20 protein-coding genes are annotated in these 21,707 nt (G+C 35.5%); 15 read left to right on the top strand and 5 right to left on the bottom strand.

Annotated features, from left to right (window positions below; translation table 11 throughout):
• The first annotated feature begins 519 nt into the window (after window positions 1–519).
• Window positions 520–1,518 carry a glyceraldehyde-3-phosphate dehydrogenase gene (gene gapA, locus GA0061080_RS00825; protein WP_091119424.1) on the top strand — a complete coding sequence of 333 codons (999 nt, stop codon included), beginning with the start codon at window positions 520–522 and terminating at the stop codon, window positions 1,516–1,518.
• 150 nt (window positions 1,519–1,668) lie between these two features.
• On the opposite strand, the gene cspE is transcribed toward gapA, so the two are convergent.
• The 3 genes from cspE to yjgA all read right to left on the bottom strand — a co-directional run bounded on the left by cspE (window position 1,669) and on the right by yjgA (window position 3,374).
• On the bottom strand, window positions 1,669–1,878 hold the full coding sequence (cspE, locus tag GA0061080_RS00820) for a transcription antiterminator/RNA stability regulator CspE (RefSeq protein ID WP_025315032.1): 210 nt from the start codon (window positions 1,876–1,878) through the stop codon (window positions 1,669–1,671).
• 367 nt (window positions 1,879–2,245) lie between these two features.
• A complete protein-coding gene (gene ppa, locus GA0061080_RS00815) occupies window positions 2,246–2,776 on the bottom strand; it encodes an inorganic diphosphatase (RefSeq protein WP_091119420.1) in 531 nt (176 codons plus the stop codon).
• Between the two features lie 61 nt (window positions 2,777–2,837).
• Window positions 2,838–3,374, bottom strand: a complete 537-nt coding sequence (yjgA, locus tag GA0061080_RS00810) for a ribosome biogenesis factor YjgA (RefSeq protein WP_091119417.1) — start codon at window positions 3,372–3,374, stop codon at window positions 2,838–2,840.
• A gap of 77 nt (window positions 3,375–3,451) precedes the next feature.
• Between yjgA and pmbA the strand changes: the two genes are divergently transcribed.
• From pmbA to recG, 5 genes are all read left to right on the top strand, one after another.
• Window positions 3,452–4,804, top strand: a complete 1,353-nt coding sequence (gene pmbA, locus GA0061080_RS00805) for a metalloprotease PmbA (RefSeq protein WP_091119413.1) — start codon at window positions 3,452–3,454, stop codon at window positions 4,802–4,804.
• 5 nt (window positions 4,805–4,809) lie between these two features.
• Entirely contained in the window at window positions 4,810–6,543 is a 1,734-nt protein-coding gene (locus GA0061080_RS00800) for a SulP family inorganic anion transporter (protein WP_209435677.1), read from the top strand.
• 169 nt (window positions 6,544–6,712) lie between these two features.
• Window positions 6,713–7,003, top strand: a complete 291-nt coding sequence (gene rpoZ / locus GA0061080_RS00795; RefSeq protein ID WP_091119409.1) for a DNA-directed RNA polymerase subunit omega — start codon at window positions 6,713–6,715, stop codon at window positions 7,001–7,003.
• A 24-nt stretch (window positions 7,004–7,027) separates the two neighbouring features.
• Window positions 7,028–9,136, top strand: a complete 2,109-nt coding sequence (gene spoT, locus GA0061080_RS00790) for a bifunctional GTP diphosphokinase/guanosine-3',5'-bis pyrophosphate 3'-pyrophosphohydrolase (protein ID WP_091119406.1) — start codon at window positions 7,028–7,030, stop codon at window positions 9,134–9,136.
• A gap of 5 nt (window positions 9,137–9,141) precedes the next feature.
• On the top strand, window positions 9,142–11,235 hold the full coding sequence (recG, locus tag GA0061080_RS00785) for an ATP-dependent DNA helicase RecG (RefSeq protein WP_091119402.1): 2,094 nt from the start codon (window positions 9,142–9,144) through the stop codon (window positions 11,233–11,235).
• An 89-nt stretch (window positions 11,236–11,324) separates the two neighbouring features.
• On the opposite strand, the gene ulaG is transcribed toward recG, so the two are convergent.
• Together ulaG and ulaR are read right to left on the bottom strand one after the other, a co-directional pair.
• Window positions 11,325–12,392, bottom strand: coding sequence for an L-ascorbate 6-phosphate lactonase (gene ulaG / locus GA0061080_RS00780; RefSeq protein ID WP_091119398.1), 1,068 nt, complete (start codon window positions 12,390–12,392; stop codon window positions 11,325–11,327).
• A gap of 26 nt (window positions 12,393–12,418) precedes the next feature.
• A complete protein-coding gene (gene ulaR, locus GA0061080_RS00775; protein WP_091119394.1) occupies window positions 12,419–13,180 on the bottom strand; it encodes an HTH-type transcriptional regulator UlaR in 762 nt (253 codons plus the stop codon).
• 440 nt (window positions 13,181–13,620) lie between these two features.
• Here ulaR and GA0061080_RS00770 point away from each other — a divergent pair, with 440 nt between their 5' ends.
• From GA0061080_RS00770 to GA0061080_RS00730, 9 genes are all read left to right on the top strand, one after another.
• A complete protein-coding gene (locus GA0061080_RS00770; protein WP_091119390.1) occupies window positions 13,621–15,390 on the top strand; it encodes a PTS ascorbate-specific subunit IIBC in 1,770 nt (589 codons plus the stop codon).
• 24 nt (window positions 15,391–15,414) lie between these two features.
• Window positions 15,415–15,888, top strand: a complete 474-nt coding sequence (locus tag GA0061080_RS00765) for a PTS sugar transporter subunit IIA (RefSeq protein ID WP_091119387.1) — start codon at window positions 15,415–15,417, stop codon at window positions 15,886–15,888.
• 3 nt (window positions 15,889–15,891) lie between these two features.
• The gene (locus GA0061080_RS00760) at window positions 15,892–16,584 is read left to right on the top strand and encodes an L-ribulose-5-phosphate 4-epimerase (RefSeq protein WP_091119383.1); all 693 of its coding nucleotides are present in this window, start codon (window positions 15,892–15,894) and stop codon (window positions 16,582–16,584) included.
• A gap of 20 nt (window positions 16,585–16,604) precedes the next feature.
• Window positions 16,605–17,249: a 3-keto-L-gulonate-6-phosphate decarboxylase UlaD gene (locus GA0061080_RS00755; protein ID WP_091119378.1), complete on the top strand. Its 645-nt coding sequence runs from the start codon at window positions 16,605–16,607 to the stop codon at window positions 17,247–17,249.
• A gap of 95 nt (window positions 17,250–17,344) precedes the next feature.
• On the top strand, window positions 17,345–18,226 hold the full coding sequence (locus GA0061080_RS00750) for an L-ribulose-5-phosphate 3-epimerase (RefSeq protein WP_439330211.1): 882 nt from the start codon (window positions 17,345–17,347) through the stop codon (window positions 18,224–18,226).
• A gap of 224 nt (window positions 18,227–18,450) precedes the next feature.
• A complete protein-coding gene (lptM, locus tag GA0061080_RS00745) occupies window positions 18,451–18,615 on the top strand; it encodes an LPS translocon maturation chaperone LptM (RefSeq protein ID WP_167349154.1) in 165 nt (54 codons plus the stop codon).
• A gap of 12 nt (window positions 18,616–18,627) precedes the next feature.
• Window positions 18,628–19,881 carry a diaminopimelate decarboxylase gene (gene lysA, locus GA0061080_RS00740; RefSeq protein ID WP_091119364.1) on the top strand — a complete coding sequence of 418 codons (1,254 nt, stop codon included), beginning with the start codon at window positions 18,628–18,630 and terminating at the stop codon, window positions 19,879–19,881.
• A gap of 134 nt (window positions 19,882–20,015) precedes the next feature.
• Window positions 20,016–20,840, top strand: coding sequence for a diaminopimelate epimerase (gene dapF / locus GA0061080_RS00735; RefSeq protein ID WP_091119361.1), 825 nt, complete (start codon window positions 20,016–20,018; stop codon window positions 20,838–20,840).
• A 122-nt stretch (window positions 20,841–20,962) separates the two neighbouring features.
• The gene (locus GA0061080_RS00730; protein ID WP_209435676.1) at window positions 20,963–21,697 is read left to right on the top strand and encodes a DUF484 family protein; all 735 of its coding nucleotides are present in this window, start codon (window positions 20,963–20,965) and stop codon (window positions 21,695–21,697) included.
• Window positions 21,698–21,707: the final 10 nt, after the last annotated feature.

Below are 21,707 nucleotides of genomic sequence, written 5' to 3'. Positions count from 1 at the left end.
AACGTACCTTGTTTATGTAAAAAACCTAAAAAAATCAGACTTAAGTTATAAAAAGCTAGCCAAGCAATAAAAAACAGCCGCCCCACATCAAGTGGGCTGTTTATTGGTGCATTTTGAAGTTTATTTTGTAAAAAATATTCAGGAGTCTATACCGTTTGGGCATTTAAAAAACCAAAAGTGTGATAGGCACTTTAATTGAAATGGTGTGTAACTAATCAATGCTTGGATTTTAAATTATATAAAACAAAATGTTAATGGATTTATTTGACGTTTTAATCATTAATCCATTAATGAGTTTTTTAATTGTGGATTTTTATTTCAAACTAGTTTACTAAATTCGATATTTTATAATTAACAATATGATTTTATTAGTTTTAATAAACGCTAATTGTGTTAATTGTAATCTATTTAATTAATTAAAGTTGAATTGTTTTGAATTTTCTTGAATAAATCCTTAAAATTTGATAGTTTACACAAAGGTATTTTTACATTAAAAACTCATAAAAGAAGGTAACTGTTATGACAATCAAAGTAGGTATTAATGGTTTTGGCCGTATTGGTCGTATTGTTTTCCGCGCTGCCCAAAAGCGTTCAGACATTGAAATTGTTGCTATCAACGATTTATTAGATGTTGATTATATGGCTTATATGCTTAAATATGATTCAACTCACGGTCGTTTTGACGGTACAGTTGAAGTTAAAGACGGTAAATTAGTTGTTAACGGTAAAACAATTCGTGTTACTGCTGAGCGAGATCCTGCAAACTTAAAATGGAACGAAGTTGGTGTTGATGTTGTTGCTGAAGCAACTGGTTTATTCTTAACTGATGAAACAGCACGTAAACACATTCAAGCGGGTGCTAAAAAAGTTGTTTTAACTGGCCCTTCAAAAGACAGCACGCCAATGTTTGTTATTGGTGTTAATGATAAAGACTACGCAGGTCAAGATATTGTTTCTAACGCATCATGCACAACTAACTGTTTAGCGCCTTTAGCTAAAGTTATCAATGACAACTTCGGTATTGTTGAAGCATTAATGACAACTGTTCACGCAACAACAGCAACGCAAAAAACTGTTGATGGTCCATCTCATAAAGATTGGCGCGGTGGTCGTGGTGCGGCTCAAAACATCATTCCTTCATCTACTGGTGCTGCTAAAGCTGTAGGTAAAGTTATTCCTGAATTAAATGGTAAATTAACAGGCATGGCTTTCCGTGTTCCAACACCAGATGTTTCTGTTGTTGACTTAACTGCTCGTTTAGCAAAACCTGCTAAATACGAAGATATCTGTAAAGCAATCAAAGCAGCTGCTGAAGGCCCAATGAAAGGCGTTCTTGGTTATACTGAAGATGATGTTGTTTCTACTGATTTCTTAGGTGAAGTTTGTACATCTGTGTTTGATGCTAAAGCAGGTATCCAATTAAGCGACAACTTTGTAAAACTTGTTTCTTGGTATGATAACGAAGTGGGTTATTCAAACAAAGTATTAGATTTAATTGCAGTTGTTTCTAAAAAATAATTAATTTTTATAGTGTTGTTAAAAAGGCGGCTTACGGGTCGCTTTTTTATGATACACTTTAAAAAAGTTGTTTTTAGGCTTTATAAATAAAAACACCCACTTTTTGAGTGAGTGTTTTGCTATATTATGGAAATAAAATATTAAGTTTAATTAAATAACAACAACTTCAGCTGCAGCTGGTCCACGAGGACTATCTTGGATAGCAAACTCAACTTGTTGTCCTTCAGCTAAGGTTTTAAAACCATCTCCTGAAATAGCAGAAAAATGAACAAATACATCTTTACTTCCATCCGCAGGGGTAATAAAACCGAAACCTTTGCTTTCATTAAACCATTTTACTTGGCCTGTTTTCTTATTCATTTACTAGACATCCTAACAATAATTAATAATTAGCCTTTTGGGCTCGTATGGGCTTGAACATTGTATTGATTATGAATTAACACTGTAATAATACTTAAAACTAAATTAACAGAGTAAATTGTTTTCATAATTTCAGACTTTGTTATTTACCCTTTACTATTACCGCACAAATTATAATCGAAAGCAAGAAATTAATTGTAATTTTTTATTTATAAATGAAGTTTTTATGGAGTTATTAAAATAACTAATTATTAATTGATAAAAGTCAACTTTTGTAAGGTGGATGGGGTTAAATATTTGTGCATTTATAAAAAAACCATAAAATATTATTTTATGGTTTTTTACAACTATTTTTTATAACTCAATTTTATTTGTTTTTAGCTCGTTCAAATGATTCGATTATTTCTTTACGAGCTGCATCAACATTATCCCAGCCGTCAACTTTCACCCATTTACCTTTTTCTAACGCTTTGTATTGTTCAAAAAAGTGTTTAATTTGTGATTTGAGCAATTCAGGTAAATCATCAACGTCTTTAATATGATCATATTCTTTTGATAGTTTGCTGTGAGGTACAGCAACAAGTTTTGCATCTTGTCCTGCTTCGTCTGTCATTTTTAATACACCAACTGGGCGACAGCGAATAACAGAACCTGGTTGTAATGGGTATGGCGTAGGAACTAATACATCAACAGGATCGCCATCTAATGATAATGTGTGATTTATATAACCATAGTTACATGGGTAAAACATTGCTGTTGCCATAAAACGGTCAACAAATACAGCGCCAGTGTCTTTATCAACTTCATATTTAATTGGATCAGCATTAGCTGGAATTTCAATCACAACGTAAATATCATCTGGTAATTGTTTACCTGCTGGTACATTTAAAAGTCCCATTTTTGTATCCTCTATCTAAGTTTATATAGTGTTTGTGAATAATAAGCGCACATTATAAAGATTATTCAGTGTCGCTCAATTCTTTTAAATATTGAAAAATTTGTTTTGCCGCTTTTGCAGGTTTATTAGCATCTTGCTCTTTTTTAGCTTGTCTAGCTAAAGTGCGCAGTTGCTGGCGATCAGCTGTTGGATATAAGCCGATAATGGTTTCCGCATCGCCTGTTGTAATCAGATCGTCGCGTAGCTTTTCGAGTTTATGAAATAGGGCAATTTGTTGATTGTGGCGATTTTTGAGTTTATCAAGCGCTTGGCTAATAGGATCGATATCTCTATTGCGTAGTAATTTGCCAATATATTGAATTTGCCTGCGGTACCCTTCTTTTTTTATTTTCTGAGCAAGCCCAATTGCATAAATAAGATCTTCATCAAGAGGAATTTTTTCAAGTTCGTTTTTGCTCAACTTGACAAGTTCGATACCTAATTTTTTTAGGGCTTCGGCATCGCGTTTGATTTCACTTTTACTGACATAGATAATTTCATCATCTTCAATGTCAATAGAGAAGTTGGGTTCTAGGATTGTCTCTTGATTGTGATTCATGTTATTTCTTTTGTTAACTAATATTTAATTCTGGCATATTATAACGTATCACTAGCATAATTGTAGAAAATAATAAGATGAGTATTGAACAAATTAAAAAAGAAGCAATAAATCAAAAAGAAAATTTATCGGCAATTGTTGATAACGCTATAAAGCAAGCAAAGTCACGTGTTGATGAAGTTGAGGTGTCGATTAATAAGTCAACAGGTATTAATGTTAGCACACGCATGGGCGAAACCGAGAATGTTGAATTTAATAGTGATGGTGCGTTATCTATTACGGTCTATCAAAATCAACGTAAAGGTAGTGCATCAACTAATGACTTATCACCTCAGGCTATTTTACAGACGATAGATATGGCTATTAATATTATGCAATATACATCACCCGATCCTTGCTCTGGTTTGGGCGATATAAGCCAAATGGCATTTGATCCGCCTGATTTAGATCTATTTTATCCTAGTGATTTGAATGTCGATAATGCTATTGAGCAAGCAAAACAGGCTGAGCTAGCTGCGCTAAATCATTCAAAATTAGTCAATAGCGATGGCGGTTATTTTAGTAGTCGCTATGGCGTTTATGTTTATGGTAATAGTTTAGGAATGCTACAAGGTTATTGCGCAAGCTCTCATTCACTTTCATGTTCAGTTATTGCTGAGCAAACAGGGCAAATGGAAAGCAATTATGCATATAGCTCATCACGCGATTTTAATGAATTAAAACCAGCTGAAACAGTTGGCATTGAGGCAGCAGATAGGGCAATTTCTCATTTGGGAGCGAAGCAAATTGCAACAATGCAAGCTCCTGTGCTATTTAGTGCTGAAGTTGCTGTTGGGCTTATTCGGCATTTAGTAGGCGCTATAAGTGGTGGTGCTATTTATCGTAAATCCTCATTTTTATTAGACAGCATTGGACAAACTATTTTTCCAAACTGGTTTACCATTTATGAAGATCCTTATATTCTAAAAGGGGTGGGTTCTTCGCCTTTTGATAGTGAGGGCACCAAAACCGTTCAGCGTAATATTGTTGAGCAAGGTGTGCTGCAAACTTATTTGTTAGGCAATTATTCTGCACGTAAATTGGGCTTAACATCAACAGGCCATGCCGGTGGTATTCACAATTGGTTTGTATCGCCAAGCCAAAATAATATAAGTTTTGATGATATGCTTAAAAAACTCGATAAAGGCATTTTGGTGACTTCGTTGATGGGGCAAGGTGTTAATAGTGTGACGGGTGATTATTCACGTGGGGCTACTGGCTTTTGGGTTGAAAATGGAAAAATTCAATATCCAGTTAATGAAATTACTATTGCCGGTAATTTGCAAGACATGTATAAAAATATTGTCGCAATAGGTAATGATCTTGAAACAAGAACCAGTATTCAATGTGGTTCAATTTTGATTGATAATATGAGTATAGCAGGGAAATAAGCAGTATGGGCAGGTTTTTATATAGTACTTTTTTTCAAAAAATAACTTCGTGGATGCCAGGGTTAGGCAGTTTATTACGATATAAACGAGAATATTTTACTTTTGACCTTAAAGCGGGCTTATCGGTTGCTGCTGTTTCGTTACCTGTGTCCATTGCTTATGCTGAATTGACAGGAGTTGGCGCAATAGCAGGGCTGTATTCAACTATTTTACCTTTAATTGTATATGCGCTTTTTGGCTCTTCTAGACAACTAATTGTTGGGCCTGATACAGCAACTTGTGCAGTGGTTGCTGCTGTTGTGTTTCCGTTAGCGGCTAATGATCCCGTATTGCGTTGGCAATTGGTTATTATATTAACAATTATGATAGGTATTTGGTGTATCATTGCCGGAAAGTTGCATCTAGGTGCGTTGGCTGATTTACTTAGTCAACCTATTTTAATTGGTTTGCTTAATGGTATTTCAATTACTATTATGGTTGATCAATTAGCTAAAACACTCGGGTTTGGTTATGATTATTCCTATTTGATTGAGCGAATTGTTTATTTTCCATTTAAAATACCCCAAATACATATAGCAACAGCACTAGTTTCATTTTTTACTTTGCTGATTTTAGTCGGTTTAAAGCGATTAAGACCACAATATCCTGGGCCACTGCTAGCTGTTATTGTGATGACGATATTTTCATGGTTGTTTAATTTTGATCATTTTAATATTCGTATTATAGGTAATGTGAGCAGTGATTTTATTCCTGCCGAATCATGGCTTGATTTTGATAAAGGTTTAATGCGTGATTTAGTTGTTCCTTCGCTTAATATCGCTATCATCTGTTTTGTTAGTATGATGATAACTGTACGCAGTTTTGCCTCTAAAAATAACTATGAAACCAATGCCGATGTCGAATTTAAGGCGTTAGGTATCGCTAATATTGCAGCAGGGCTATCACAAGGTTTTGTAGTTAGTGGTACATCATCAAGAACAGCTGTCAATGATGCCAATGGGGGTAAAACGCAACTAGTTTCAATTATTGCCGCAATCTTAATCGGTTTTGTGGTAATGTTCTTGCTTTCCCCTTTGCAGTATATTCCAACTTGTGTATTAGGGGTGATTTTAATTTATTCTTCAATTTCATTAATTAATTTTCAAACAATCATTCGCTTTTTTAAATTTGATCGAGATGCATTTTATTTAAGCTTAACAACACTTGTTTCAGTATTAGTTATTGGAATTATTCCCGGCATGGCGCTAGCTGTGTTACTTGGGCTATTTTTATTTTTACGACGGGTTTTTAGACCGAAAGATCAGCTGCTAGGTGTTGATGCAAGTGGTCGAATTCATTCACTCGGTCAAGATGTAAAACCGCTCAGTAATACTATGATTTATCGATTCAACTCTCCGCTGACCTATTTTAATATTGCCTATTTTAAGCGAAGAATCATTAGTTATATTGATGAGGCTGATGAGCCAATAAACTATGTAATAGTTGATGCGATTGCTTGTTTTACCTACAAAGATGTTAGTGTGTTGTCGGGGATCGATGAGTTAGTGAGGTCTTTAAAAGTAAGAAACATTATTTTAATTTTATCAGGTCGTCGAAAAACGCTTAAAAACTGGTTTAAACAAATGAATATAAAGCTTGATGATGAGCATATTGAGTTTGCCTATGACCTTTATTTTGCGGTTAAATTAGTTCAAAGTAGGGAACATATGGATAATAAAGATGATGGGGAATTAATTTAGTCGCCATTACTATTGATAACATTAATAAGGGGATTTATTTGTCTAAGCAATTTGGATTTTTCAATTTCGATATATAAACCAATATTAATATAGACAATCCCCTATAAATTTAAGTAGAATAATAGATCATTTTAAATAAGTATTTTAGTAAACAATATTAGAGGTAAAAATGGCACGTGTAACTGTTCAAGATGCAGTAGAAAAAATTGGTAATCGCTTTGATCTCGTTATTGTAGCAGCAAGACGCGCTCGTCAACTACAAGTTGAAAATAAATCACCACTTATTCCAGAAGAAAACGATAAAGAAACGGTTATCGCTTTACGTGAAATTGAAGAAGGGCTTGTTAACAAACAAATCCTTGATGTTGCTGACTTCGAAACACGCCAAAATGAAGAAGCTGAAGTACGTGCAACACTTCATGAATCGATTCTTCTAGAAAACACGCCATCGTACGAATAAACTGTAGCTTTACAGGAATTGCTCATGGAGTATTTTGATAGCTTAAAAGAGCTTGTTGTATCTTATCTTCCACCTAAACAAGTCGAATTGATTCAAGATGCTTATCTTTTTGCTAAAAATGCTCATGAAGGACAATTCCGATGTAGTGGTGAGCCTTATATCACTCATCCTGTTGCTGTTGCAACATATTTAGCAGATATGCGGCTTGATTATGAAACAATTATTGCTGCGCTTTTGCATGATACCATTGAAGATACCCCTGTCACCTTTCAAGATATTACCAATAAATTTGGTAAACATGTCGCTATTTTAGTTGAAGGTGTTTCTAAACTTGATAAATTAAAATTTCGTAGCAGGCAAGAGGCTCAAGCTGAAAATTTTCGGAAAATGGTACTGGCCATGACCGAAGATGTGCGTGTTATTTTAATTAAACTTGCTGATCGCACTCATAATATGCGCACGCTAGGGGCATTAAGGCCAGATAAACGCCGTCGTATAGCAAAAGAAACATTAGAAATTTATGCTCCACTTGCTCACCGTTTGGGTATTCACCATATAAAAACCGAACTCGAGGTTTTGGGCTTTACAGCAATGCATCCAAATCGTGCTAGAGTACTTGAAAAAGTTGTTAAAGTAGCACGAAATACAAGAAAAGAACTTATTCAACAAATTTTATCTGAAATCAGAAATCGTTTAGCTGAAGCAGGTATAGATGCCGAAGTTGAAGGATTAGAAAAAAATATTTATGTCATTTATCAAAAGATGCAAATGCGAGAGCAGCATTTTCACTCTATTATGGATATTTATATTTTTAGAATTGTGGTTAAAAATGTAGATGCTTGCTATCGTGTGCTAGGTCTTGTGCATAATTTATATAAACCGCGGCTTAATCGTTTTAAAGATTATATTGCAATTCCAAAAGCAAATGGTTATCAGTCATTACATTCATCATTAATTGGGCCTCATGGCACACCTGTTGAAGTACAAATCCGCACTGAAGATATGGATCAAATGGCAGAAATGGGCGTTGCTGCACATTGGGCATATAACGAAAATGATGAATTAAACAACACAACAGCACAAATTAAAGCACAACGTTGGATGCAAAGTCTGTTAGAACTACAACAAAGTGTAGGAAATTCTTTCGAATTTATTGAAAACGTAAAATCAGATTTATTTCCTAAAGAAATCTATGTTTTCACACCTAAAGGACGTATTGTTCAGCTACCTGAAGGCGCAACTGCTGTTGACCTTGCTTATGCCGTGCATTCTGATATTGGTTATCAATGCATTGGTGCGCTTGTTGATCGTAAACCTTATCCACTATCACAACCGTTAAGCAGTGGACAAACGGTTGAAATCATTACTTCGCCAGAAGGGCACCCTAACGCAAATTGGTTAAATTTTGTGGTTAGTGCTAAAGCGAAGTCGCGTATTCGCCAAGCACTTAAAACATTAAAACGTGAAGATGCCATTGAATTAGGCCGACGTTTACTCAATCTTTCGTTAGTTAAGTCAGGCGGTATTAATGCGTTATCATCAAGTCAAAAAGCTAGAGTGATTGAATTAGCTAAACAATCCTCTTTTGATGATGTCTTGGTTGAAATTGGACTTGGCAATATTATGAGTTATTTTATTGTCAAAGGTTTAGAGCATAAAGGGTTATTACAAAGTAAATCAGAACCGAATAAAACATTGGTTATTACTGGTAGCGAAGGTGTTTTAGTTACGTTTTCTAAATGTTGTCACCCTATTCCTAATGATCCTATTGTTGGGCATGTTAGTCCAGAAAAGGGCTTAACTGTCCATCACGAATCCTGCCGAAATGTTGCTGGTTATCAAAAAAAACCAGAAAAATATATTTCATTGAAATGGGCGCCAGATATTTCTCAACGTTTTGTTGCTGAAATTTGGATTGATATTCTAAACACTCAAGGCTCTTTGGCAAATATTCTGTCAATTATTAATGATGAACATACTCGCCTGCAATGGTTAAATACTGAAGAAAAAGATAGACAAATTTATACCGTCATCTTGCAAATAGAAGTAAAAAATACACAACAACTTAATGAATTAATTCGTAAAATGTCATTACAACCAGATGTAGTGAGTGTTACGCGAAATATAAATTAATCATTATGATAAATCGCCTTTTTGACCATTTACCGTTGATAAAACTAACAGGGGTTGGTGCAAGTCTAGAAAAAAAATTCAATACATTAGGAATTTATACTGTCAAAGATCTACTATTGCATTTTCCTTTGCGTTATGAAGATCGTACTTCATCTTGTGCTATTGGTGATGTCACTATTGGTGAATTCACCACAATAGAAGGCATAATTATCAAAAGTGAACTCACATTTAACCGTCGGCAAATGCTCATTTGCTATGTTCAAGATGATTCAGGGATTGCTATATTAAGATTTATACATTTTACTGCTAGCATGAAGGCTTCGCTAATTAAAGGTAAATGGATCAGTGCTTATGGTGAAATAAAACGCGGTAAAAATCACTTTGAAATTATTCACCCACAATTTAAGCTTAAAGCTAATCGCGATGATAAAAGCACTACTTTAGATAGTGACCAAGAAAGGTATACGCCAATTTACCCAACTACTTATGGTTTATCTCAAGCTATAATTAGGCGATCAATTATGGCGGCATTATTGCTTTTGAAAAATAACCCACCAGCTGAAATTTTACCTCCACAACTGGCTAGTCATTTTTTACCAATATTAGATTGTTTAAATACTATTCATAACCCACCGATTAGCACTCAAATTACGCAGTTAGAATCGGGTGAGCATCCTGCGATTAAACGTTTTATTTTTGAAGAGTTAATTGCTTATCATTTAAGTATGTTGCTGATAAAAAAACATAACCAAAACCAGCAATCACATTCATTTTATCCAAGCCAACGCTTAATTAAGCCTTTTTTATACTCATTACCTTTTACGCCGACCCGTGCTCAGCAACGAGTTGTGCAAGATATCTATCAAGATATGACCAAAGCTGTGCCCATGATGCGGTTAATTCAAGGTGATGTAGGTTCTGGTAAAACATTAGTTGCTGCTTTAGCTGCATTAAATGCGATTGAAAACGGTAATCAAGTGGTGTTAATGGCGCCGACCGAAATATTAGCCGAACAGCATTATAACAATTTCAATCATTGGTTTACGCCGTTAGGGATTAGCGTTGAATGGTTATCAGGTCGATTAACCGCTAAAAATAAGCAGCTTCGTTATGAACGTATTAAAAATGGTGAAATCACCATGTTAATTGGTACGCATGCAGTGTTTGTGGATAAAGTTGAATTTGCTTCGTTAGGATTAGTCATTATTGATGAACAGCATCGCTTCGGTGTAAACCAACGTTTAACTCTTTGGGAAAAAGGTATTAAAAATAACTTTCATCCACACCAATTAATTATGACTGCAACGCCGATTCCTCGAACATTAGCCATGACAGTATATGCAGATTTAGATGTTTCTATCATTGATGAATTACCACCAGGACGAACCCCCATTACAACGGTTGTCATACCTAATACTCGCCGTGATGAAATTATTGAACGTGTCAACCAAGCTTGCCTTGATAACCGCCAAGTTTATTGGGTGTGTACTTTAGTTGAACAGTCCGAAACGCTTGATGCCCAAGCTGCTGAAATACTAGTAGAAGAATTACAACAAAGATTGCCACATCTTAATATTGCTTTAGTACACGGCAAAATGAAATCAGATTTAAAACAATCTGTCATGCAAGAGTTTAAAGCAGGAATGATTCAACTACTTGTTGCCACAACGGTTATTGAAGTCGGTGTTGATGTGCCTAATGCGAGTTTAATGATTATCGAAAATGCCGAACGTTTAGGCTTAGCTCAATTACATCAATTGCGAGGGCGAGTAGGGCGTGGAACGGCGGTATCGCATTGTGTGCTTATGTACCAAGCGCCTTTAAGCAAAGTTGCCCAAGCGCGTATGAAAGTTATGCGTGAAAGTAATGACGGTTTTGTTATTGCGCAAAAAGACCTTGAACTTCGTGGTAGCGGCGAAATTTTAGGAACTAGGCAAATGGGAGTGGCTAATTTTAAAGTTGTTGATCTAATTCGTGATCAACATTTGATTAGTGAAGTACAACAAGCCTCTTATGATATCCAAAAAAATCACCCACAAAGTGCAGCGCAATTAGTTGATTGTTGGCTGCCAAATCGTGAAAAGTATATTAATGCTTGATTAATAATGTTAAGTTAGATTGCGTGTAGATGGTAAATTTATTGTTTGAATCCGTCCACACGCTAAAGTCGAATTGCTACATTAGCCAATTATAAGAATGAGCGATACGGCAATTCTGGCTCATCGATAAAAATATCCCTAAAGCCACGATAATGTTGATAATGCATTTTATGTTTATCGGTTGGGTAAGTATATTTACCACCAACTTGCCAGAAGAAAGGGGTAAATTGATAATCAAGACGATCTTTTTTCATTTTCCATAAAACTTCAATTTCACGAGGATCGCTTTGGAAGTTTGCCCAAATATCATGGTGGAAAGGGATCACAACTTGAGTATTAAGCGATTCAGCTGCCCGTAAAATATCAGCCGATGTCATTTTATCGGTCACGCCACGAGGGTTTTCGCCATAAGACAGTAGTGCAACATCAATTTTGTAGTCGTTACCATGTTTGGCATAATAGTTAGAATAGTGAGAATCACCAGAGTGATACAGTGAACCACCAGATGTTTCAAATAAATAGTTGACCGCTCTATCATTCATACCATCTAAAATAGATTTATCGGTTGATGATACACCTTTTGGTAAAGTTACCAATGATGTTCTATCAAAGGAGTCTAACACGCGAATTGTGATATCGCCCACTTGAATGGTTTCGCCCACTTTAGCAACAATACAACGATCTTCGGGTACGCCCCAGCTTTTCCATAATTCTACACAAGCTTTCGGACCAATAAATTTTACTTTTGGTGAACAGTTTTGAATAACCGCAGCAGCAACATTTACATCAATATGATCGGCATGATCATGTGTTGCCATCACTGCATCGATTTCTTTAATTGCAAAAGGATCAAGGACAAATGGACTGGTTCTTAAGTTAGGCTGCAATTCACGGACTCCACCCATTCGCATCATTTGGTGTTGTTTGTTCATTAATGGATTGGCGTGAGTTTTTTTACCAGTACCACACCAAAAATCAACAGATATATTGGTATTACCAGCTGATTTCAACCAAATACCTGTGCAAGCAAGCCACCACATAGTAAATGTATTGGGTTTAACCTCTGTTGTTTCGATCTCTTCATTAAGCCAAGTTCCCCATTCAGGAAATGTATTTAGTATCCAAGATTCACGGGTAATTTCATTCACTTTACTCATACTTTGTTCCTTTTACAATTTAATAGTTAAACTAAAATAACTTCAACACCTTGCTCCTTAATGCATTCGATCACGTCCTTATTAGCTTGTTTTCCAGTAATTAAAATATCAATTTTATTTACTGGACAAAAAAGCATGCCTGAATTGGCTTTAGTATCAATTTTTGAACTGTCTACTACCACAACTAGTTTTTCGACTTGTTCAAGTATTTGCTGTTCTGCAACCGCACCTAAAATTTCATTTTTATATAGACCTATTGGCGTTAAAGTTTTGCCACTAGTAAACATCCATTTGCCCACATAAGAATCAGTAATATTGGCAACTGGGTTAAGGATAATATTTTGTGTTTTGTTGTATAACCCTCCCATAATGATGACATTTTCATGATCATGCTCAATCAAATAACAGGCGAGTGGAAAGTAGTTAGTAATAATTGAAACATTTTTACCACACAATTCACGCCCTAATAAAAATGCTGTTGAACCACAGTTGATAACAATATTTTCGTCACTACTACACAGTTTTGCTGCACGAATCGCAATTCGAGCTTTTTCGTGATAGTGATCGGTATTATTGTTGTCAATCGGTGCCCAGATTGGTTTTACTTCTTCTAATCGCATAATGCCATTACGAACTTTTTTAACTCGCCCTTCCTGAGCAAGCTTAGTAATGTCTCGTCTTGCTGTGGCTGGTGATATAGCAAAGTTGGCAATTAATTCTGTTACTTTAACCATGCCTTTTTCATTAACTAATGCCACCATTTCGTTATGCCGTGCGATTTCGTTCATTATTTCCTCTTATATTATTAAATGATTAAATATGATCATTTTGATAATAATTTTCATTTGTATTATTGTCAATTATTATAATTTTAACTTTCATTATTTAATTATTTAATGTGTTGATAATAATAGTTTTAATTTTGTTTTTTGCTTGTTATTTTTTATCAGGTTGTGATCTGTGTCACAGATGCTGTGTTGATTTTATAAAAACAGTGATCTTCATCAAACTAATCATAAATAATCATTGAATGATTTATTTTGATTGTGGAATATAACAAATATTATTAATGAAGATGAACAATAACAATAACGTAAAGTGAGCAGTGTTTCATTCATTCACTTTACAGTCTGTAAGAAACTTGATGAAAGACATTTAAATGGAACTCGATATCAGGGATGAGTGCTGTTAGAGCAATAAAAATGTCAATAACTGATGAGAGGGACATATGGAAGTAATCTATAACGTATTTTATATTTTTTATAGTCAGGTGATGACAAAAGCGCCTTTATTACTTGGTTTGGTAACAATGCTTGGTTATTGTCTGTTACGTAAAGATCTAACTACTGTGTTAAAAGGCACAATTAAAACCATTGTCGGATTTATGTTATTGCAGGTTGGTTCGGGAGTTTTAGTATCAACGTTTAAACCAGTTATTGCCAAATTGGCCGAATATCATGGAATTAAAGGTTCAATTATTGATACTTATGCATCAATGGTAGCGGTTGAAAAAGGCATGGGTGAGAACTATTCATGGGTAGGTTATGCGGTTTTACTCGCTTTAGCTATCAACATTTTATTAGTTGTTTTTCGACGCCTGACCGGTATTCGAACTATTATGTTAACTGGCCATATTATGTTCCAACAGGTTGGTTTAATTGCACTATTTTACTTTCTTTTTGGTTACAGCATGTGGGAAACCATCATCTATTCGGCCATTATCACCGCACTTTATTGGGGAATATTTTCTAATATGATGTTTAAGCCAACCGAAGCGGTAACTGGTGGAGCTGGCTTTTCAATAGGACACCAGCAACAGCTAGGATCTTGGATTGCGGTTAAATTAGCGCCAAAATTAGGTGATAAAAACGATACAGTTGATAATCTAAAATTACCAAAATGGTTACACATCTTTCACGATAGTATCGCAGCAACCACGATCGTGATGACAATTTTCTTCGGTATTATTTTGCTCTCATTTGGGTTAGATAATTTACAAACAATGGCTGGTTCCACCCATTGGACTATCTACATTTTTGAAACAGGACTTAAATTTGCCGTCGCAATTCAAGTTATTGTTGGTGGTGTACGCATGTTTGTTGCTGAATTGTCTGAAGCTTTCAAAGGTATTTCAGAAAAGCTGATCCCTAACGCAGTATTAGCCATTGACTGTGCGGCAATTTATGCCTTTTCACCCAATGCAATGGTATTTGGTTTTATTTGGGGGGCATTAGGTCAATTTTTAGCGATTGCTTTATTGCTTATCTTTAAATCGCCAATCATGATTATTCCTGGATTTATACCGATGTTCTTCTCTAATGCGACTATTGGGGTTTTTGCTAACCATTTCGGCGGTTGGAAAGCGGTAATGAAAATCTGTTTTGTTATGGGCATGATAGAAGTATTAGGCTCTGCTTGGGTGATCGATATTTTTGCTCAAAATGGCACTCCAATTGATTCATGGATGGGAATGGCCGATTGGGCAATTTTATTCCCACCAATTTTACAAGGTTTATCTATTTCTCACTTATTTATCTACGTGCTTATTGCGTTAGCATTGGTTTATATGTTCTTTGCAGCTAAACAGCTACGTCAAGAAGAGGCTGATTTTAATAATCAACCTAATGAAGTAAACGACAAACAACAAGATATTAACGAATCTGTACTTGAAAAAATGGATGAAGTTGCTGTGAGTGAAGGTCGTCCAGTGCGAATTTTAGCAGTATGCGGTAGTGGTCAAGGTTCATCAATGATGATGAAAATGAAAATCGCCAATTATTTAAATAAAAAAGGTATTCCAAACGAAATGGATTCTTGTGCGGTGACTGATTATAAATCACGTTTGCCAAATGTCGATATCATCGTCGCTTCTAAGCATCTTATTCATGAAATCGAGGTTAATGAAGGTCAACATGCATTAGGTGTACAAAATATGCTAAACCCACAAACCTTTGGCGATGAGCTTATAAAACTGATTGAGCAAGTGCTTTTAAAATAGATTTTAAATACTAAGGAGTACACCATGGCTTTAAAAGAATCATTAATTGAAAATAACTCTATTTTACTCAAAGCTGAGGCATCAAACTGGCAAGAAGCAGTTAAATTGGGCACTGATATGTTAGTTGCCTCTAAAGCAATAGAACCTTCTTATTACGATGCCATTATCCGCTGCGTGAACACAATGGGACCTTACATTATTATTGCGCCAAATTTTGCCATGCCTCACGCAAGGCCCGAAGATGGTGTAAATCGTACCGCTTTTGCTTTGGTAACTTTAAAAAATCCTGTCTATTTTGATGGCGAAGATGAGCCTGTTGATGTCTTAGTGACATTAGCTGGTAGCACATCTGATCAGCATATGGAAGGATTAATGGAAGTGACTCAAATTTTAGATGATGAAAATAGTGAAACAGGAGTCGATCTTGATAAATTAAGACGTTGTAACACCAAAGAAGATGTTTATGGCGTTATTGATCAGGCATTAAATGGAGGTTGAATTATGTACCAAGCTTTAAAAGAACGTGTTTTAAAGGCTAATTTATTACTACCCAAATATAATTTGGTTACCTTCACTTGGGGTAATGTATCTGAAATCGATCGCGATAAAGGTCTTATCGCCATTAAACCTTCTGGCGTTGAGTATAGCAATATGAAGGTAGATGATATTGTGGTTGTTTCACTAACGGGGGATATTGTAGAAGGAAAATTAAATCCTTCAAGTGATACCGCAACACATATTGAGTTGTATAAAGCATTTCCACTAATTGGCGGCATTGTACACACGCATTCTCGTTACGCTACCATTTGGGCTCAAGCTCAATTAGATATTCCAGCACTGGGCACCACTCACGCTGATTACTTTTATGGCGATGTGCCTTGTACACGTGAACTAACCGATAGTGAAATCGCAACTGATTACGAAAAAAATACAGGATTAGTAATAATAGAAGAGTTTAAACGCCGAGGCTTAGATTCTGTTGCTATGCCTGGCGCTATCATATCAGGTCATGCACCATTTTGTTGGGGGAAAAACGCCTTAGATGCGGTGCATAATGCTGTCGTACTTGAAGAAGTAGCAATGATGGCGCTTTCAACTCGGCAACTTAATCAAACGATCAAAATACAACAAACATTATCTGACAAGCACTATTTTCGTAAACATGGTGCGAATGCTTACTATGGTCAAAAATAACAAATATTAAGGAGAACAACATGACAGCGCCTAAATTACAAATAGCATTAGATCAAACTGAATTAGCAGCTGCACTAGATGTGGCGAAAAATGTAGCAGGATTTGTTGATATCATTGAAGTTGGTACCATTCTTGCGTTTGGTGCCGGTATGCAAAGTGTAAAACGGTTAAGAGAACTCTATCCAAATCATATTTTAGTGTGTGATTTAAAAACCACTGACGGCGGGGCGATATTGGCAAAAATGGCGTTTTCAGCTGGTGCCAATTGGCTAACAGTATCAGCTGCAGCTCATATTGCAACTGTAGAAGCATGTAAAAAAGTGGCTGATGAATTTAATGGTGAAATTCAAATCGAATTGTATGGTCACTGGACTTTAGATGATGCCAAAGCTTGGCGAAAACTTGGTATTAAGCAAGCCATATACCATCGCTCTCGTGATGCAGAACTAGCAGGTATTGGTTGGGGGGAAGATGATATAACTAAAATGCGTCAATTGTCTGATTTAGGTCTTGAATTATCAATTACAGGTGGAATTGTACCAGAAGATATCCATTTATTTGCGGGAATAAAAACCAAAGCCTTTATTGCTGGTCGTGCACTTGCTAATGAAAATGGTCAAAAAACGGCGCAAGCATTAAGAGAGCAGATCGCAAAATATTGGTAACAACCGCATGCAGCTGAACAAATCGGCTGCATGGTTTCTTTTCATATAAAAAATAGGTTATCACCATGTTGCAAAGTAAAGATAGATCAAAAACATTGTATCAAATCAAAAATACTCCTCGTATTGGTATTTATGAAAAAGCCTTACCTAATGAATTATCATGGCAAGATAAATTACAAGTAACTAAAGATTTAGGATTTGATTTCATTGAAATTTCTATCGATGAATCGGATGAACGTCGCGCCAGATTAGATTGGTCTGACGATGAGATCTATTCACTCAGACATCAATGCGAAAAAATCGGAATTCCTCTACATTCCATGTGCTTAAGTGCACATCGTAAGTATCCATTTGGTTCAGCCAATAATGATATCCGTAGTGAAGCCCAAATCATTATGGACAAAGCCATTACGCTAGCTTATAAGTTAGGAATAAGAGTGATCCAACTTGCTGGCTATGATGTTTATTATGAACCTGCTGACTTACAAACACATCAGCGCTTTATTCAAGGTATGCAATGGGCAGTTAAGCAAGCGGAGCGAGCAGGGGTGATGTTAGCGGTTGAAATTATGGATACGCCGTATCTTAACAGTTTAAGCAAATTCGAAATCCTCAAAAAAAATATCGATTCGCCTTACTTTATGGCTTATCCAGATGTTGGTAATATTACTGGATGGAATTATGATACTTGCACTGAACTTATGTTAAGTCGTGATCATATTGTCCAAATTCATTTAAAAGACACATGCAAAGTTAAAGCTGATTATTCTGGGCAATTTAGGGATCTAGTCATTGGTGAAGGTGAAGTTGATTTTGCCGCTATTTTTGCAACACTTCGCACTATGAATTATGTTGCACCATTGGTAATAGAAATGTGGGCAAAAGATGAAAAATGGCAAGATAACATAATTACTGCCCAAAACCACTTAAAAAAGATAGGTGAAAAAACCAATTATCCTTTATTTACAACATATTAAAATTAATAAAAATCAATAATAAATTCACTATCTACAATTAAAAATACATCATGCTCCACTAATATAATTTAGCGGTGGAGTATAATGTTATTTTTGATAAAACAGCACTGCACTCCAATTTTATATCTCTGTTTATTTATGAGCGATTATTTGCGCTTTGCAGCATTGTGCCTATCGTGTAATATAGATAGCATTATAAAAAAATGGAAAGAATTGCGAATATTATGAAATCAACTATAAAATTACTCTCTGTCTGTTTTGTTATATTGGCATTAGTGGGATGTGGATTAAAGGGGCCTCTTTATCATCCAAATGAAAAAGCGGCAATGCAACAAGCCAAATTAACAACAATCTCAATTCAATCTGATTTGTTTATTAAAATTGCATAATGGAATAAAGCGATGGATTTTTTAAATTATCAACATGATCGCTTATTTGCTAATCAAATAGCGATTGCAGATCTTGCTAAGCAGTATGGTACCCCTTTATATGTCTATTCAGCCAATCATATTCGTGAGCAGTTTTTAGCCTATGAACAGGCCTTGGTTAATACAAATCATTTAATCTGTTATGCCGTTAAAGCAAATAGCAATTTAGCTGTTTTAAGTTTGCTTGCAAAATTAGGTGCTGGTTTTGATATTGTTTCACAAGGTGAGTTAGAACGAGTATTAAAAGCAGGTGCCGATCCCAAAAAAATTGTCTTTTCAGGTGTTGCTAAATCAATAATTGAAATTGAGCGTGCGCTTGAGGTCGGAATAAAATGTTTTAATGTTGAGTCAGAGGCTGAATTATATCGAATTGATGAAGTTGCTAAAAGGTTAAATAAAATTGCACCAATTTCATTAAGAATCAACCCTGATGTGGATGCTAAAACGCATCCTTATATTTCAACAGGTCTACGCGAAAACAAATTTGGAATTAGCTATCAGTTAGCATTATCGGTTTATCAACGTGCCCGTGCATTAACAAATATTAATATTGTTGGTATTGATTGTCATATTGGCTCGCAGTTAACGCAATTATCGCCGTTTATTGATGCTACTGATCGTATACTTGCTTTAGTGGACAAACTGCAAGCTGATAATATTACCATTGAGCATATTGATCTTGGGGGTGGATTAGGCGTTTGTTATGATAACGAACAACCACCAACGCCATCGCAACTTGTGACAGAATTGAAAAACAAGTTGATCAACTACCCCGATATTGAAATTTTGTTTGAACCAGGGCGATCAATTGTGGCTAATTCAGGCGTGTTAATTACTAAGGTTGAATATACCAAACATCAAGAGGGTAACCATTTTGCGATTGTTGATGCTGGCATGAACGACTTAATTCGCCCTGCACTTTATGATGCTTGGATGAGAGTCTTACCTGAAAAACAACCAAAACCAGATGATGAGTCTTTTGTATACAATGTTGTTGGACCAATTTGCGAATCAAGTGATGTTTTGGCGTATCAGCGAGAACTTTCAGTTAAGCAAGATGATTTGCTTGTTATTTGCAGTGCGGGTGCTTATGGCTTTAGTATGGCATCAAATTATAATAGTCATCCAAGGCCTGCGGAAGTGATGATCATTGATGAACAACAGCATAAATTAATTCGTCAGCGAGAATCCTTTGACGATTTATGGCGTGGTGAATCGGTTTTATAATTTTGATAAATTGTGTTGGAAATGTTTAATAAATAATAGCTGTATTTCTGGTTTTAAGTCGATTCTGGTTAACAATGAAGCTGAAAGCAACAAGTAACAAAATAAAACGTTTGATAATAGAAGGTAAACTAACGATGAACTTTTCAAAAATGCATGGGCTCGGGAATGATTTTATGGTTATTGATGCCGTAACGCAAAATGTTCATCTTTCTACTGAAATGATTAAACGCATGGCAGATAGGTACACTGGTGTTGGATTTGACCAATTGCTTATTGTTGAACCACCTTATGTGCCAGATAGTGATTTTCATTATCGTATTTTTAATTCTGATGGTTCCGAGGTTGAGCAATGCGGTAATGGTGCACGCTGTTTTGCGCGTTTTGTTCGTTTAAAAGGATTGACCCGCAAACGGGTATTAAAAGTTAGTACAATGAAAGGTAATATTGTTTTAACGGTCAATGCGGACGAAACTATACGAGTTAATATGGGGGAGCCTATTTTTGAACCTAGTAAAATCCCTTTCAAAGCTATCAAAGAAGAAAAGACTTATATCATTCGTGCACAAGAACAAACCGTATTATGTGGTGTTGCTTCTATGGGAAATCCTCATTGTGTGATTCAAGTTGAGAACATTGTAACAGCACAAGTTGCAACGCTTGGGCCACTGTTAGAGCAGCATGAACGTTTTCCTGAACGTGCTAATATTGGATTTATGCATATTATTGATCGCAATAACATTAATTTACGCGTCTTTGAACGAGGTGTTGGCGAAACACAAGCTTGTGGCACTGGTGCTTGTGCAGCAGTTGCAGTTGGTATCAAACAAGGCTTATTAAATGAATGCGTTAATGTTAATTTACCAGGTGGTAAATTATTGATCGAATGGCAAGGTAGTAATCAACCACTTTATATGACAGGACCTGCAACACATGTTTATGATGGTTTTATTGCAATTTAACTGCCATATCATCATCGATAATTACCTGCATTTGTTGGTTGAATTGATAGAAAATAGCAAAGCAAAAAAGCAGTAGAAACATAACGTAATGTGATAATACGATAATATAATAGATGTTAATTATGGTTGGTGAAAATATACAAAATTTAAAAGATAAAAAAGCTCAACAGAAGCCTTCATCAGTAAAGTTAAATGACGAAATTGTGGCACAATATCTTATTGATAACCCAGATTTTTTTATACGAAATGCTAGACATGTTGAATGTATGCGAGTGCCGCATCCAGTACGGGGAATAATTTCGTTACCTGAATGGAATATGGCTCGTCAGCGTAACAAAATTAATCAGCTAGAGTGTGAAATCTCGTTATTAATGGAGCATGCTAGCGCCAATGAATTGCTGTTTAATCAACTAATGGATTTGCAAATTGAGTTGATTAAAGCTCAGGATCTAAATCAATTGATAGCGTTATTAAATACATGGGCAAAATCGTTAGGTCTTAGCGGTGCTTATTTGTATCTTTTTGATGATAAATGGTTGCTTAGTGCACCATCAAATTATCATCATTTAGCGTTAAATCCATCACAATTCGATTTTATTCGTGTTAGGCACTTACAGTATAACCAACAATATTTAGGACCATTAAATTCAACTGAACTTGATTTTTTGTTACCTAAACATGGTTATGTTGGATCGGTTGCTTTATCTTTATTAGGGCAATTTGGTGATTTAGGATTGTTAATGTTTACTAGCGCTAATTTACAACATTACCAAGCTGGGCAAGGAACATTATTACTTGAAAAAATGAGTGAAATTTTACCTATTTTAATTAGCAAATGGATTATGCGAAAAAAATAAGGATCCCCTC

Origin of the sequence: Gilliamella intestini (assembly GCF_900094935.1) — a bacterium.
GTDB lineage: Bacteria > Pseudomonadota > Gammaproteobacteria > Enterobacterales > Orbaceae > Gilliamella > Gilliamella intestini.
Note: the sequence above shows the minus strand (reverse complement) of the source record. Positions and strands in the feature narration are given on the sequence as shown.

Excerpts from the sequence above, each read along its gene's own strand:
- yjgA (WP_091119417.1), bottom strand. The coding sequence starts at position 3,374 with ATGAATCACAATCAAGAGACAATCCTAGAACCCAACTTCTCTATTGAC.
- gapA (WP_091119424.1), top strand. The coding sequence starts at position 520 with ATGACAATCAAAGTAGGTATTAATGGTTTTGGCCGTATTGGTCGTATT.
- GA0061080_RS00755 (WP_091119378.1), top strand. The coding sequence starts at position 16,605 with ATGACAGCGCCTAAATTACAAATAGCATTAGATCAAACTGAATTAGCA.
- dapF (WP_091119361.1), top strand. The coding sequence starts at position 20,016 with ATGAACTTTTCAAAAATGCATGGGCTCGGGAATGATTTTATGGTTATT.
- ulaG (WP_091119398.1), bottom strand. The coding sequence starts at position 12,392 with ATGAGTAAAGTGAATGAAATTACCCGTGAATCTTGGATACTAAATACA.
- recG (WP_091119402.1), top strand. The coding sequence starts at position 9,142 with ATGATAAATCGCCTTTTTGACCATTTACCGTTGATAAAACTAACAGGG.
- GA0061080_RS00760 (WP_091119383.1), top strand. The coding sequence starts at position 15,892 with ATGTACCAAGCTTTAAAAGAACGTGTTTTAAAGGCTAATTTATTACTA.
- spoT (WP_091119406.1), top strand. The coding sequence starts at position 7,028 with ATGGAGTATTTTGATAGCTTAAAAGAGCTTGTTGTATCTTATCTTCCA.
- GA0061080_RS00765 (WP_091119387.1), top strand. The coding sequence starts at position 15,415 with ATGGCTTTAAAAGAATCATTAATTGAAAATAACTCTATTTTACTCAAA.
- pmbA (WP_091119413.1), top strand. The coding sequence starts at position 3,452 with ATGAGTATTGAACAAATTAAAAAAGAAGCAATAAATCAAAAAGAAAAT.
- lysA (WP_091119364.1), top strand. The coding sequence starts at position 18,628 with ATGGATTTTTTAAATTATCAACATGATCGCTTATTTGCTAATCAAATA.
- cspE (WP_025315032.1), bottom strand. The coding sequence starts at position 1,878 with ATGAATAAGAAAACAGGCCAAGTAAAATGGTTTAATGAAAGCAAAGGT.
- ppa (WP_091119420.1), bottom strand. The coding sequence starts at position 2,776 with ATGGGACTTTTAAATGTACCAGCAGGTAAACAATTACCAGATGATATT.
- GA0061080_RS00730 (WP_209435676.1), top strand. The coding sequence starts at position 20,963 with ATGGTTGGTGAAAATATACAAAATTTAAAAGATAAAAAAGCTCAACAG.
- ulaR (WP_091119394.1), bottom strand. The coding sequence starts at position 13,180 with ATGAACGAAATCGCACGGCATAACGAAATGGTGGCATTAGTTAATGAA.
- GA0061080_RS00770 (WP_091119390.1), top strand. The coding sequence starts at position 13,621 with ATGGAAGTAATCTATAACGTATTTTATATTTTTTATAGTCAGGTGATG.
- GA0061080_RS00800 (WP_209435677.1), top strand. The coding sequence starts at position 4,810 with ATGGGCAGGTTTTTATATAGTACTTTTTTTCAAAAAATAACTTCGTGG.
- lptM (WP_167349154.1), top strand. The coding sequence starts at position 18,451 with ATGAAATCAACTATAAAATTACTCTCTGTCTGTTTTGTTATATTGGCA.
- rpoZ (WP_091119409.1), top strand. The coding sequence starts at position 6,713 with ATGGCACGTGTAACTGTTCAAGATGCAGTAGAAAAAATTGGTAATCGC.